Origin of the sequence: Microcosmobacter mediterraneus (assembly GCF_031846265.1) — a bacterium.
GTDB lineage: Bacteria > Bacteroidota > Bacteroidia > Flavobacteriales > Flavobacteriaceae > Microcosmobacter > Microcosmobacter mediterraneus.
Genome location: NZ_JAVRIA010000003.1, coordinates 73,786 through 87,141 on the forward strand (window position 1 = coordinate 73,786; position 13,356 = coordinate 87,141).

Genomic DNA, 13,356 nt, shown 5'->3' on the forward strand with positions numbered 1-13,356 from the left:
TTTATAACAACTAAAATTTGCGTGAAGGATTGAAGTGGTATCCTTTTTTTGTCTGGTTGAGCGCAGTCGAAACCTATTAGATAAAAAAAGATTTAACGGAAAGCCTGACCTGTAAGGGCACGCCAAAATAAAATAAACTCATGAGTAAATTAGTTTCACCCTTAAACTTCAAAGACTGGATAGAAGAAAACAGACATCTTCTAAAACCACCAGTAGGTAACAAAGTCGTATGGAAAGATGCTGATGTTATTGTTATGGTTGTTGGTGGTCCAAACAGTAGAAAAGATTATCATTATAATGAGACACCTGAGTTTTTCTATCAAATTGAAGGTGATATTGTACTCAAGGTTATAGAAGAAGGAATACCAAAGGATATACACATAAAAGAAGGCGAAATATTTGTATTACCACCAAAAATCCCTCATTCACCAAGGCGAGGTGCAAATACCGTAGGATTAGTTATAGAATATCCAAGACCAGTAGGTGTAAAGGATAAACTACAATGGTACTCTGAAGACAATGGAAACTTACTTTACGAAGAAGAATTCACTTTAGACAATATTGAGACAGATATGCCAGCAATTTTTGATAGATATTACAACACTATCCAAAAACAAAACTCAAAAGATTGAAAGACAAAAGAAAACTTAGAATAAACGGTCACTCGCACCTACTTCCCTATCCTGAGGAAATTCCTCAATTCATGAAGGATAAAGGTATTTTTTGGGTAGATAAGGACCGTAAATTTATGCTCCAAAAAGATTGGAATAGACCAATCACAGATTCTAGTTTTTTCTTAAACGAGAAACTGGCTTGGATGGAACATTTTAAGATAGATCATGCTGTAGTACTTAATCTTTCCCAACTCTATGGCAATGGATTACGTTTAGAAGAAATGAAGCAAGCTCTTCGTTTTCAGAACGATTTTAATGCTAGAGTACAACATGAGAATCCAAGCAAATTTACGTGTGGCTTTGTAGTACATCCAGGTTTTGTTCGAGGTGCTTGTTGGGAGATTGAGCGTTGTGTGGAAGTATTAGGCATGCGTTTATTATGTTTACCAACCCATTATATGGATACTATTGGTACTTGGCGCTGTATTTTTGATGAAGAAAATGAGCCTATTTTTGAATTAGCTGACAAATATAATTTAGCAGTTGAAGTACATCCTTACGATGGGGAGAAATTTATTAAACTTCAAAATACCTCGTGGCGTTTTCATTTGATATGGATGCTTGCACAATGTGCAGATGCTTATCATTTTTTAACACTAAACGGTTACTACGAAAAGTATAAGAATATGCGTATTTGTTTTGCACATGGTGGACAACTAGCACAAATTAATCTTGGACGACGTATACAAGGATTTGACGGAAGACCAGATTTATTTAAAGATAAAAGCCATCCAAGAAAAGCCGTTGGTCATAAAAACATATTCTTTGACACCTTAGTACATGATACTGGTGGTCTTGAATTACTGATTAAAAATCAAGGTTCTGATCAAGTGTTAATGGGCTTAGATGATCCTTATCCTCTTGGTGAAATGGAGAGTGAAAAGCAATCGTCTTATCCTGGCAAAATTCTTGATTTGGCTATTGAAAGAGATATTATTACCGAAACTGAGCGTGATTCAATTTGGGAGGATAATGTTATTCAATGGTTATGTGGTGATGATACTAATGCAAAGGAAAAACTGATAAATAGAATTTTAGGATAATGCAATTTATTTCTGAGACTTTAGATAACTACGTCGCTAATCACACCGAAGACGAGCCAGAATTATTACAACAACTCACCAGAGAAACCTACCAGAAAATTTTGCAACCACGAATGCTTAGTGGTCATTATCAAGGTAGGGTACTCAGTATCATTTCTAAATTGGTAAACCCTAAAACTATTCTAGAGATAGGTACCTATACTGGGTATTCGGCACTATGTTTAGCTGAAGGTCTTCAAAATAATGGAATGCTTCATACCATTGATATTAATGAGGAGCTTCATGATTTTTCTCAAAACTATTTTGATAAATCTGAATTCAAAAATCAAATAAAACAATACACTGGTAATGCACTAGATATTATACCAAAACTAAACACTAGTTTTGATTTAGTATTTATAGATGCAGATAAACCAAACTATTTAAACTATTTTAATCTAATCATAGATAAGCTTAACAAAGGAGGACTTATTTTATCTGATAATGTGTTATGGAGTGGTAAAATACTGGATACAGAATTTAAAAAAGAGGATCTCTCTACACCTGCACTTATTGCTTATAACAAACATCTTAAAGAAGATCCTAGAATAGAAACTGTGCTTTTACCTATAAGAGATGGGTTAACACTAAGTAGAAAGCTTTAAAGTATGTTAATTTCGTTTAAAAAACTATTAGTAATTGCTATTGGTATTGAAGTTATTATAGTCTCAATTTGCTACTGTATTACTTCAACTAACAATGAGCTTTTTATGTATGCTGCAAGATACTCTGGTCGGTTTTCTCTTCTCGTTTTTTTAATCACTTTTTTGAAGTATATAGAAAGTATACGAAATACTAAACTAATAAATCCAAGCTTTACAAAATTCATGTCAATTTTTGCAATTGTACATCTGATCCATTTTATGTTTTTGGCAACTAATGTTTGTCTCAATGAAATACCATTGGAGATTCCAAAAGTAATTGGTGGTGCTTTAGCTTATTTAATGATTGTAGTTGCACCTCTTAAGTTTAATCAATTATCTAAAACTTTACAAGTCATCTACTTTTACTATGTAAGTTTAGTAATGATATTAACCTATGTTGCTAGAATAAAAGGTGATTTTAAAGGTGCAGAACCTTTTTGGTTTCACTATGTAGCTTTTAGTATTTTACTACTATTTTGCATGAGTTTTGGTTTTGAATTATATCAACAATTCAAAAAAAAACCTCTTCACTAAGGAAGAGGCTATTTTTAAATTTATATTTTTTATTGAACAGCTTGTAACGCATCAATATTACCATAACCAAAATTACTGTTTTTGTAAGGGTAGAAATCTGAAGACTGCTTTAATCTATTCAACACCTGAGTTCTAGACCAACTAGGATATCTAGACCATACCAACGCTGCGATACCTGCTGTAGTTGCAGTTGCTACAGAAGAACCTCCTGTATAACGTCTCTGATTGTTGTAAAAACTTAGAACTGGTGGTGCCTTACTTGTATTATTATCACCTTCCATAATAATTGTAAAGTCAATTTTATTTCCACTATGACATGTATTACAACGCTCATAATTAGAACCATCATCAACACCAGTAACTGCTATAGTTTCACTCATAGTAGCAGGAAAAATAACACCGAATCCATTTGTAAAACTTGTGGATGTTCCGCCTGCAGCAAAAATCAGTTTTCCTCTACTGTGAGCATATCTAACTGCATCTCTAACGTTGCCTATAGACCATACATAACCAATAGACATTGATATAATCTTAACATCACTCCTATTACCTAATTGCACTAAGGCATCACTAACGCCTTTACGTTCATGATAATCATTTAACAAGACATCTTCGGTAGCTCTATACGCTACTAGATTAGAGTTATAGGCTACTCCAACAGGCATACCATTATCATTTCTTGGAGCTGCAATAGTTGAAGCCATAGCTGTACCATGACCACACTTATCATGTGGTCCATCATAATTATTAGACCACCACCACCAAGAATCTATAAACGTACCATACTTCTGAACGTAGCGTCCATTTGAATAGCCATCATTAAAACCAGAGGAATTAAGTAGCGATTGAGATAGTGAAACTCCAGTATCGATAAGCCCAACAGTAACTCCAGATCCTGTACTTACATTCCAAGCTGAAGGTATGTTGTGTTCATAAAAATTCCATGCTACTTGGGCATTGTTAGGTGCTATAGTTGAATAATGCGATGGATTTATATAATCGGCATTTTTATCACACCCAGAACTAGATCGCTGCATGTTAGCATTTGCTATTTCAAACTTATTATAACCATTTGGCTCAATATACCTCACATTAGGATTTTGTCTTAATGCAATTACTGTCTTAATATCTTTTACCTCTATATCAAAAACATTAATTACAGTATGAGATACGATTTTGATATCGTTTAAATCTAAGGCTTCGTTTTCACTTATTAGCTTAACTAAATCTTGCTTTTTAGTTTCTAAAGCTTCATCCCTAACCTCACTAAAACTCTCACCCTCATTTCCATAACCTACTGTAAGTATATAATCTCCATGTGTTAAAGCACTCCAAATAAAGTGTTCATCTGTATCTTCCCAATTAAACTCACCGTTATTAGAAAACGATTCATTAATCCTGGCATTTATTTCATCAACAGTAAGTGGATCTTTAGGGAAATCTAAAGTTTCTTCTATAAAGCTATTATCTTTTGTACAAGCATTAAAATTTAGGATAACTACTAATATAAGTAGTATCCTTACGAAAAGTTTTTTCATTAATAATTGATTTAGTTGGTTAATTTATTTTTCTAAATATATTAATTATCAATAAAATTTATAAAGTGAAAATGAAAAATATTCAATAAAGTTATTAAGAAATTACAGATTATTCAATCAGTGGATTATCGTTTTATAGATCCTGTAAAATCTCCTAAATCGTCTTTTACTTTATTAATCTCATCATTAATGTCTTTTGCGACATCTGTATCTATACCTTGTTGCTCGGCACTTTTTGTGATTTCGTGTTTAATATCGTTAGTAGCATTACGTAATGTTTTCATGCCTTTACCAAGACCTTTAGCTATTTCTGGTAATCTATCTGCACCAAATACCATAATCACAATAAAAAGGATAAAGACTATCTCTGTTCCGCCGATAAATAAAAATGTTGTTACCTGAATCACATTGCAAATATAATGAGAACCATATTGGAGATAAAAAAAGCCAGCATAAATTTGCTGGCTTTTAAAAATTATAAATTAATATTAATCTTTTACTTTGTTTTTGAATTGCTCAAACTCACTTTGCTTAATTTCTCTTGGCCAAGAATTGTTTGATGTATCAATGTCAGCTGTCTCCAAATCTGGATCAACAGTAATGGCTACAATTTCTTTATCAGAAGCTACAGATTTACTTACTTCCTTATCATTTAATCTCCAAATCTGAGCAGGATATGTTTCTTTTTTAGTTGTACCATCTGCATATGTATACTGTACAATAATTGGCATTACAAGTCCTCCAGGTTTTTCAAAAGTTACGTTATAAAAATACTTAGGCTCTTTCATTGCTTTTCGTTCTTCTTCAGAAAAGTTATCCATAATGTACTCTTTGAGAGGTTGTGAATTATCCAATAAACTCCCTTCTTTCATTTTCTCATTATATTCATCAGAACCTTCTTCTACCATATAAACTAAAGGTGGAAGGTCTTCCATTTTCATTCCTCTTTGTTTTACAATATTCTTTACATACTCATTAGGCTCAGAGGATACATAGTATTTTTTCACTTCTTTTAAGCCTACATCTACATAGTCTGTTGTGTAGAACCAACCTCTCCAGTACCAGTCTAAATCAAATGCCGATGCATCTTCCATTGTCCTGAAAAAATCTTCTGGTGTTGGGTGCTTAAACATCCATCGCTGTGCATATTCTTTAAAGGCATAATCAAAAAGCTCACGACCCATAACTGTTTCTCTAAGAATATTTAGTGCAGTAGCTGGTTTTCCGTAAGCGTTATTTCCAAATTGATACGTATTTAAACCCTTTGTCATGATTGGTGCAATATAATCTTGATCTCCTCCCATGTAAGGAACGATTTTGGCTGCTGGTCCACGACGAGAAGGATAAGTTTTATCAGATGCAGATAAAGCATCTGGATACCACTCTCCAAAATCTTGCTCAGCAACATATTGCATAAAAGTATTTAAGCCTTCATCCATCCATGTCCACTGACGTTCGTCACTATTAACAATCATTGGAAAGAAGTTATGACCAACTTCATGAATGATTACGCTCATCATACCATACTTGGTTCTATCGGAATAATTTCCTTCTTTGTCTGGTCTACCATAGTTCCAACAAATCATAGGATACTCCATACCTTGGCTTCTAGCGTGAACTGAAATTGCTTTGTGATAAGGATAATCAAAGGTCATCCTAGAGTAGGATTTTAATGTACTTGCTACTGCTTTAGTAGACCACTCTTCCCATAATGGATTTCCTTCTTTAGGATACATAGATACAGCCATAACATCTTTGTTACCAATTTTAACTGCCATCATATCCCAAATAAATTTTCTGGATGTTGCAAAACCGAAATCACGAACATTTTTGGCACTTAATTTCCAAGTTTTTTTAGCATCACTAAATCCTTTTTCAGCTGCTTCTGCTTCTGCTTGTGTAACAATTACAACAGGTTCGTTATATGATTTCTTTGCCTGTTCGTAACGCTTCATCATATCTTTTGTAAAAACTTCTTTTCTATTGGTAAGGACACCTGTTCCGTCTAAAATATGATCTGCTGGTACTGTAATATTTACATCAAAATCACCAAATGGTAAAGCAAATTCATCTCTTCCCCAAAATTGCGAATTTTGCCAACCTTCTACATCATTATAAACAGCCATCCTTGGGTAAAACTGTGCAATTACATATGCTTTATTACCATCTTCTGAGAAATATTCATATCCAGATCGACCTCCTTGATTTACGTGATCATTAATATTGTACCACCAAGCAATAGAAAACGAAAACTTATCTCCTGTTGCCATAGGCTTTGGTAGCTCAATACGCATCATGGTTCTATTAATCATGTGTGGCAGGGGCTTTCCATTGACATCAGTGACGCTTTGGATATTAAATCCTCCGTCAAATTTATCTTTCATAAAGGTACTTGTGAAACCTGAGGGTTGTTGCGCCTTTGGCACACCACTACCTTGAATTAATGGCGACTTAGAATCTTTTGCTCTTACGTTCTGATCTAACTGAACCCATAAATATTCTAAAACATCTGGTGAATTATTAGTATAAGTAATGGTTTCGTTACCTGTTAACATTGCATTTTTATCATCAAGTTCAAGATCCATTTTATAATCAGCTTGCTGCTGATAATATGCTGGTCCTGGTGCACCAGAGCCTGTTCTGTACATGTTTGGTGTAGAGAATTCATCATAAAGTTGTTTAAACTTATTCTGATTGGTATGTCCAGTTTTACGTTCTGGTTTTTCTTGATCTTGATCCTGTGCTAAAACAGCTCCAGAAAGAAACAGAAAGGAGAGAAAAAAATACTTAAAAGTCTTCATGGTTTAATTTTAAATTTTGAAGACGAAAATTACTTAAAAAATGAGGATTTATATGGGCTTACTAGAACTTTAACATTCCTTTATCATTTTGAGCAATTAGTATTAAACTTTTTCGTTTTGAGTAGATTTTAGTTCTTACAATGTTTTGCTGCTCTTCATACAACTCAAATAATACTTTATTAGAAATTTCAAAGGTTTTTAATTGCTTAATATTTTCAACTTCTAAGTAACATATAACAATATCATTATCATATTTTTTACCTATAAAGTTAAAGTTGACGTCTTGGTCATTAACTCTTAAAGAGAGTTTTGTTTTTAGATACTGCTCAATATACTTTATTGCATTATCTGTTTCTTCTTCATCTCCCAAAATAATTGAATCATCATATCGTTCTTGAAGGATACGCTCAAAATCATCAATGAAAATTCTAGAAATAATCTGAAGTGAGCTTTTGTCTTCTACATATTCTATTTGTGTAACACTAACATAATACTTATGAGCAGATGTAAAGGATATGAGGCTAAAACAAACTATTGCTACTAAGAGATATTTTATGTTTTTCATTTTAAGGTTTATATTAATGAAGTTTTCAAAAAGCGTTCCAAAAATAAATAATTTATGATCGATTATAATTAAAGTACAAGACTATAAATTATCAATTTTTTAGATTGTCTTTATAGATGGTTAATTTTTTCTGTAGTTTTTCAAAAACTTCTATATCACTTCTATTATTGCACCAAACAACAAACTCTGAATCGTCTCCACAGAAGTAGAAAAACTCTGCAATTTGCTGCTCTGAAAGTTTGGTGTCATCGAACAAAGCTTCTAAATGTAAATCTCTAATCCTAAGAATAAAACGATCTAAACGTTCTTCGGCTACAATTCGTTTTAAACGCTTGGTTCTTCCACTAATTTTATTAAGTATTTTATAAATATTAACACTCGCTGCGATTCCATAGAAATAAAAATATTTACCAGAATCTGCATCATAAAGTCGTCTCTCGTTTTGTGTCATTTGAGGACCTGTGTAGCCTGGAATACCAACATCATAAAAATTTATTTCATCTTTTACTTTGGTGTTTTTTATGTCAGAAGATAAATCTCCTGTTAAAACTTTACCAACAACAACCTCATCTAACTCGTTAATCTTGTCTTTGAGATTAATCTCTATACTTTTGTTTTTAATATGAGTGTTGTTTATGACAATAGATTCTATTTCATATTTAATAGAAGAAATTGAAATGGTATCATTTACCTTAACAGGTATAATAAATTCGCCTTTTAGGTCTGTAGTAGAATAAATAGATTGCGTAACATTAAGGATATGTATACCCTCAACGTCTCCTGACCCAATAACTTTACCTTTAAGTTCGGTATTTTGTGCATGTATAACATTCACAATAAACGTGAATATTAGACTAAAAAAAATTCTAGTTTTTATCACCCTGTGTTAATAAATAGACCTGACTTTTTTGATTAATAAACTCCAAGAACTGCATCTCTTTGCCTTGTCTTAGCAAATTATAATCAAGTCCGTTTTTCTCTAAAAAAACTACAAACTCATCAATCTCAGCTTTAGGTATTTTGAAGTTATTTGATATATAATCATCACTGTAATACGTTCTTAAATTATTAATAGGAACATCTGCTACTTGGTTATTTGATTTCTCTTTTTTCTTGAAGAAAAGTCCAATTAAATTTTTAACATTTAAACCGTTAGTAATTATTGGTTGAGACTGTGAATGCAAAGCAATATTATCTACACTAGATTTATAATCGTCTCTAAACTCATACTCATCTTGTTTTTTAATTCCAAAATAAATAGCATCCATATCTGGATTAAAAGTTTTTACATCCTCAACGTCTTTTTCTAAATAACCTGTTAGATCGTAAGGTAAAATAAGTACTTCATCAAGTTTATTTACTTCTTCTATAAGGTAAACTACCATGCGCTTGGATTCTAAAATCTCTTCAGTAATATTAGCTTCAAAGTCTTCAAACTGCAAGGCTCCAAAAACTAATATATCGTTGAGCCCAACAGTAATTTCAAAGTTTCCACTAGTATCTGTAGATGTTCCTTTCTTTGTAGATTTATTATAGACTGTAATCCCTTCTAATTCATCTGTTTTAACCACTACTTTACCAGTAATTGGCTTACGATCGGTATCTTGTGAAAAGACCGTAAAAGATGACACTAAAAACAGAAATGCAACAATTTTAATTTTCATAGTTTAAAATGATTGGTACTATAAATAACGTAGTTTATCTTCATAAATAAATTCTAAAAGGTGGTAAACTTTTGTTAAACACTACAATTACTTAAATTTACAAAAAAACTATTCATTTGAAAGATATAATAATTGCTAGTACTTCTACAGTTCATGGACAAGGCTCATTAGAATATTTACTAGACACTTTAAAAATACATTTTAAAAATACTGATTCTATATTGTTTATTCCTTACGCACGACCAAGTGGTATAACACACGATCAATATACAGATAAAGTGAGCATTCCTTTTACCAAAATAAATAAAACTGTTATTGGTATTCATGAATTTGATGACCCAAAGCAAGCCATTAGAGATGCTAAAGGCATTTTTGTTGGTGGAGGCAATACTTTTGTTTTAGTTAACCAATTGTATAAAAATGATATAATCCTAGAAATAACTAGTGCTGTTAACGATGGTACTCCATATTTAGGAACTAGTGCAGGAAGTAATATTTGTGGATTAACTATGAATACTACTAACGATATGCCAATTGTATATCCTCCTAGCTTTAAAACCTTTGGATTTGTTCCGTTTAATATTAATCCTCATTACTTAGATCCAGACCCAACAAGCACACATATGGGAGAAACACGTGAGACCAGAATTAATGAATTTCATAAATTTAACTCTCAGCCAGTCGTAGGTATACGTGAAGGTAGTTGGCTAAACGTTAAAGGAAAATCTATAACATTAAAAGGTGAATTAGATGCAAGAATTTTTGAGCTATCTAAACCACCTTATGAAGTTACTTCAGGTACTGACTTATCGGACTTAAAATAAAAATTTGTAAAGATTAAAGTGTCTTTAAAAAATGGTAGCCTAAAATTTCATAGCCTAAGTTGTAATAGAATTTATGAGACGGATAGTTTTGTACATAAGTATTTAACTCTATTGTCTTACAACCTTTATCTTTGGCATGGTTGTGGATCCAACCAAAAAAATCCTTTCCTATACCTTTACCTCTATTATTATCATCTATGTAAACATGATCTACTTCCATGGTCGTACCAGCGTAATGTCTTGTGCAATACCATAAGCCTGTGATGCCAATTAGTTTTTTGTTATCATAAACACCAGCACACTCGTAGTTTTCTTTAACCATTTGAAGACATCGTTTACTTAACGTATCCTCATTAATTTTATAATCGTTCAATTTTACTAATAGAGGAACAATAGTTAAAATATCTTTACTTGGGATTATTTTGAATGTAATTGAATCATGCATAAATTAAATACTATTGTAAACATAGTCATCAACATTTCTTTTTTTGATTTTTCTGAAAAAAAAGTCGATATTTAGATTTTAGTCAAATTTAATATTTACTCTTGAAACAACCAGAACCAAAACCAACTCATAAAAAAGACGATACAACTATAAAAAAGTCAACAGACTTAGCATTTCATTATTGGGGAAGTATTAATTATTTTGTGAGACTAATTAAATCTTCTGAGTTAAAAGCTGGATTAATTTTATCATTTTATGGTATTATTCTAAACTTTGTCTACAAGAATGTAGAGCTTACTCAAGAACATTTTTTAGGGCAAGTAGCTGATTATATTCTTTTGGGTTCGTGGTTACTATGCACGTTTATTTCTATATATTTTAGTATACGAACCTTTATTCCAAGAATAGAAAAGAGTTACGATACTAATGTGTTTTTCTTTGGAGATATTATCTCAAAATTTGGAACTATAAATGAGTTTTCGGAAACCTTTTATAATACAAGTATTAATGAAAAAGAACGTTATAACCAATTAGGGCAACAAATATTTATTAATGCTAAAATTGCAGCCACTAAATTTAAAAGTGTAAATAAGTCACTTAGGTATTTAGCTATTGGTTTAATTTTACTTTTGATTATTGTTCTAAACTATGTTATAACACCTTTAGTTTAGATTTAGACATGTAACATGAATACATCACTTACCTCTATTAAAGATATTTACAATACTCCAAAAGCAGATGTACACAGTCATTTGCATTTAAGTGGTACTAGGGTATTACTAAAAAAGTATTATCCAGATGCTGATTTGGTTTTTCCTAAATCTTATGATGGACTACCAGGTATGATTGACTTTATTTATGGTCATTTAAATACTATTATGCAAAAGGGAAAAGATGTAGAGTGTTTTATGGAAATGGCCATAATAGCGGCAATTGAAGACAATATAACACTTCTAGAGGCTAGTGTTGATGTTGGCTTAGCACGCTTTTTTGATAATTCTATTGACCATGTTATTGGTATTGTAGCTAAATTAAAAGCTAAGTACGACTCTAGAATTGACTTTAAACCAGATATTGGTGTAAATAAAGATCTTGATCTCGAAAAAATTTACTCTGATGGTGTAAAATGTATTAAAAGTGGTGTCTTTAGTAATATAGATTTTTATGGTAAAGAAGATAAGCAAGATCTTAAACCTTTTGTGAAATTTTACAATATGGCTAGGGATTACAATCTAAAAACCAAAGTTCATATTGGAGAATTTTCGGATTGTAACACTATAGAAAATACAATAAATCAGCTACAACCAAACGAAATACAGCATGGTATTAGAGCAGTAGATTCCAAAAAAGTTATGGATCTTATTTTAAAACATAACATTCGTTTAAACATATGTCCAGAAAGTAATGTTGCTCTTGGCGCTGTCAATTCATTAAAAGAACATCCTATAAAGCAACTATTTAACTATGGTATAAACGTTACAGTTAGTACTGATGATCTTTTACTTTTCAATACTACAGTTTCAAAACAATTTGAAGATTTGTACAACGAAGATGTATTTAATTTAGATGAAATCAATACCATTCGTTTAAACGGTTTTTAATATTAGTCTCTTAGTAATGGTAAGGTGGAACAGCGCAACAATCCTTCTTGTTTAGCTATTTCTGCATAAGGTACTTCTTCTACTGTTATACCATGAGAACGTAACCATGCATTTAGTCTGGTAAAGTTTGTTTCAGAAATAACAACGTTCTCAGAAATTGAAAAAATATTACTATTCATATTATACATTTCCTCTTTAGAAATTTCAAATACATTGTCTTTACCAAAGTAGTTAACGAGCCAGTTATAATCATCTTCAATCAAAAATCCGTTTTTATGAATAATAGCTTTGTTTTTTCCAACAGGCTGAAAACAACAATCTAAGTGTAGAGCGTTTTCTTTTGGGTTAGTATTAGATTTTCTTAACTCAAAGGATTTTACAGTTTTATTTGGAAATAATCTTTGAATGGCTTCAACAGCTTCTATATTGGTTCGTGCTGTGATATAGTCTGGATAATCCTTACCATAATAAGTACCAATAAATATATAATCATTCCAAGGCATAATATCACCACCTTCAACATGGCATTCTTCTGGTAACGTAATTCTATTCTCTTTAGGAACTAGTGACCAAACATGCTCTATGGCTTGGAACTCGCGATCACGATCTGGTAATATATTAGCCTTTATCATTTTATCCTCAATAACAAATGCAATATCTCTCGAAAAGATTTGGTTATAATCTTTGATAGCTTTTGGTCTAAACACCTTAACACTATACTTTTCAAAAACAGCAGCTACAGCATCCATTTCTTTAGTCATATCTTCTTCTTTTGGATAAGTACCAGCTAAAACATGTTGTCTACTCTTAGGATCGTAGCATTCCTTTGGATTTGGACTAGGTCCATTACTATCTGCAATACCAAGAACAACTGCTCTTAACCTTGAAGTTTCGTTTTTTACGTTTAATTTAAGCATAGATTAAAAAAAATGCCATTCTAAAATTAATGAAGAAGATGGTTAATAGTTCTTCCTTAATCCTGAA

General features: G+C 31.7%; 15 protein-coding genes. 7 read left to right on the forward strand and 8 right to left on the reverse strand.

Annotated features, from left to right (window positions below; all coding sequences use genetic code 11):
* The first annotated feature begins 140 nt into the window (after window positions 1-140).
* The 4 genes from RM697_RS06780 to RM697_RS06795 all read left to right on the forward strand — a co-directional run bounded on the left by RM697_RS06780 (window position 141) and on the right by RM697_RS06795 (window position 2,934).
* Window positions 141-632, forward strand: a complete 492-nt coding sequence (locus RM697_RS06780) for a 3-hydroxyanthranilate 3,4-dioxygenase (RefSeq protein ID WP_311427116.1) — start codon at window positions 141-143, stop codon at window positions 630-632.
* The gene (locus RM697_RS06785) at window positions 629-1,717 is read left to right on the forward strand and encodes an amidohydrolase family protein (RefSeq protein ID WP_311427117.1); all 1,089 of its coding nucleotides are present in this window, start codon (window positions 629-631) and stop codon (window positions 1,715-1,717) included. Before RM697_RS06780 ends, RM697_RS06785 begins: the two co-directional genes overlap by 4 nt.
* Window positions 1,717-2,361: an O-methyltransferase gene (locus RM697_RS06790; RefSeq protein WP_311427118.1), complete on the forward strand. Its 645-nt coding sequence runs from the start codon at window positions 1,717-1,719 to the stop codon at window positions 2,359-2,361. Before RM697_RS06785 ends, RM697_RS06790 begins: the two co-directional genes overlap by 1 nt.
* A 222-nt stretch (window positions 2,362-2,583) precedes the next feature.
* Window positions 2,584-2,934, forward strand: a complete 351-nt coding sequence (locus RM697_RS06795) for a hypothetical protein (RefSeq protein ID WP_311427119.1) — start codon at window positions 2,584-2,586, stop codon at window positions 2,932-2,934.
* A 29-nt stretch (window positions 2,935-2,963) separates the two neighbouring features.
* Here RM697_RS06795 and RM697_RS06800 read toward each other — a convergent pair whose 3' ends face one another.
* From RM697_RS06800 to RM697_RS06825, 6 genes are all read right to left on the reverse strand, one after another.
* Complete coding sequence (locus tag RM697_RS06800; RefSeq protein WP_311427120.1) at window positions 2,964-4,472, reverse strand: S8 family peptidase; 1,509 nt, start codon at window positions 4,470-4,472, stop codon at window positions 2,964-2,966.
* A 125-nt stretch (window positions 4,473-4,597) separates the two neighbouring features.
* Complete coding sequence (locus RM697_RS06805; RefSeq protein ID WP_311427121.1) at window positions 4,598-4,879, reverse strand: Sec-independent protein translocase subunit TatA/TatB; 282 nt, start codon at window positions 4,877-4,879, stop codon at window positions 4,598-4,600.
* A gap of 81 nt (window positions 4,880-4,960) precedes the next feature.
* A complete protein-coding gene (locus tag RM697_RS06810) occupies window positions 4,961-7,273 on the reverse strand; it encodes a M1 family metallopeptidase (RefSeq protein WP_311427122.1) in 2,313 nt (770 codons plus the stop codon).
* Between the two features lie 61 nt (window positions 7,274-7,334).
* Window positions 7,335-7,838 carry a DUF6702 family protein gene (locus RM697_RS06815; protein WP_311427123.1) on the reverse strand — a complete coding sequence of 168 codons (504 nt, stop codon included), beginning with the start codon at window positions 7,836-7,838 and terminating at the stop codon, window positions 7,335-7,337.
* A 91-nt stretch (window positions 7,839-7,929) separates the two neighbouring features.
* Window positions 7,930-8,673 carry a carboxypeptidase-like regulatory domain-containing protein gene (locus RM697_RS06820; protein ID WP_311427124.1) on the reverse strand — a complete coding sequence of 248 codons (744 nt, stop codon included), beginning with the start codon at window positions 8,671-8,673 and terminating at the stop codon, window positions 7,930-7,932.
* Window positions 8,674-8,704: 31 nt separating this feature from the next.
* On the reverse strand, window positions 8,705-9,502 hold the full coding sequence (locus RM697_RS06825; protein WP_311427125.1) for a carboxypeptidase-like regulatory domain-containing protein: 798 nt from the start codon (window positions 9,500-9,502) through the stop codon (window positions 8,705-8,707).
* A gap of 116 nt (window positions 9,503-9,618) precedes the next feature.
* Here RM697_RS06825 and pepE point away from each other — a divergent pair, with 116 nt between their 5' ends.
* The gene (gene pepE / locus RM697_RS06830) at window positions 9,619-10,326 is read left to right on the forward strand and encodes a dipeptidase PepE (RefSeq protein WP_311427126.1); all 708 of its coding nucleotides are present in this window, start codon (window positions 9,619-9,621) and stop codon (window positions 10,324-10,326) included.
* Between the two features lie 13 nt (window positions 10,327-10,339).
* Here the strand turns inward: pepE and RM697_RS06835 are convergent, their stop codons facing one another.
* The gene (locus RM697_RS06835) at window positions 10,340-10,771 is read right to left on the reverse strand and encodes a GNAT family N-acetyltransferase (RefSeq protein ID WP_311427127.1); all 432 of its coding nucleotides are present in this window, start codon (window positions 10,769-10,771) and stop codon (window positions 10,340-10,342) included.
* Window positions 10,772-10,872: 101 nt separating this feature from the next.
* On the opposite strand from RM697_RS06835, the gene RM697_RS06840 reads away from it, so the two are divergent.
* Together RM697_RS06840 and RM697_RS06845 are read left to right on the forward strand one after the other, a co-directional pair.
* Window positions 10,873-11,442, forward strand: coding sequence for a Pycsar system effector family protein (locus RM697_RS06840; RefSeq protein ID WP_311427128.1), 570 nt, complete (start codon window positions 10,873-10,875; stop codon window positions 11,440-11,442).
* A 15-nt stretch (window positions 11,443-11,457) separates the two neighbouring features.
* Window positions 11,458-12,372, forward strand: a complete 915-nt coding sequence (locus RM697_RS06845) for an amidohydrolase family protein (RefSeq protein WP_311427129.1) — start codon at window positions 11,458-11,460, stop codon at window positions 12,370-12,372.
* A 2-nt stretch (window positions 12,373-12,374) separates the two neighbouring features.
* Here the strand turns inward: RM697_RS06845 and RM697_RS06850 are convergent, their stop codons facing one another.
* Window positions 12,375-13,289: a dimethylarginine dimethylaminohydrolase family protein gene (locus RM697_RS06850; RefSeq protein ID WP_311427130.1), complete on the reverse strand. Its 915-nt coding sequence runs from the start codon at window positions 13,287-13,289 to the stop codon at window positions 12,375-12,377.
* Window positions 13,290-13,356: the final 67 nt, after the last annotated feature.

What these genes read in the sequence shown, in the direction of transcription:
- RM697_RS06780 (WP_311427116.1), top strand. Translation starts at nt 141, where the DNA reads ATGAGTAAATTAGTTTCACCCTTAAACTTCAAAGACTGGATAGAAGAA.
- RM697_RS06790 (WP_311427118.1), top strand. Translation starts at nt 1,717, where the DNA reads ATGCAATTTATTTCTGAGACTTTAGATAACTACGTCGCTAATCACACC.
- RM697_RS06795 (WP_311427119.1), top strand. Translation starts at nt 2,584, where the DNA reads ATGTCAATTTTTGCAATTGTACATCTGATCCATTTTATGTTTTTGGCA.
- RM697_RS06800 (WP_311427120.1), bottom strand. Translation starts at nt 4,472, where the DNA reads ATGAAAAAACTTTTCGTAAGGATACTACTTATATTAGTAGTTATCCTA.
- RM697_RS06810 (WP_311427122.1), bottom strand. Translation starts at nt 7,273, where the DNA reads ATGAAGACTTTTAAGTATTTTTTTCTCTCCTTTCTGTTTCTTTCTGGA.
- RM697_RS06815 (WP_311427123.1), bottom strand. Translation starts at nt 7,838, where the DNA reads ATGAAAAACATAAAATATCTCTTAGTAGCAATAGTTTGTTTTAGCCTC.
- RM697_RS06825 (WP_311427125.1), bottom strand. Translation starts at nt 9,502, where the DNA reads ATGAAAATTAAAATTGTTGCATTTCTGTTTTTAGTGTCATCTTTTACG.
- RM697_RS06835 (WP_311427127.1), bottom strand. Translation starts at nt 10,771, where the DNA reads ATGCATGATTCAATTACATTCAAAATAATCCCAAGTAAAGATATTTTA.
- RM697_RS06845 (WP_311427129.1), top strand. Translation starts at nt 11,458, where the DNA reads ATGAATACATCACTTACCTCTATTAAAGATATTTACAATACTCCAAAA.
- RM697_RS06850 (WP_311427130.1), bottom strand. Translation starts at nt 13,289, where the DNA reads ATGCTTAAATTAAACGTAAAAAACGAAACTTCAAGGTTAAGAGCAGTT.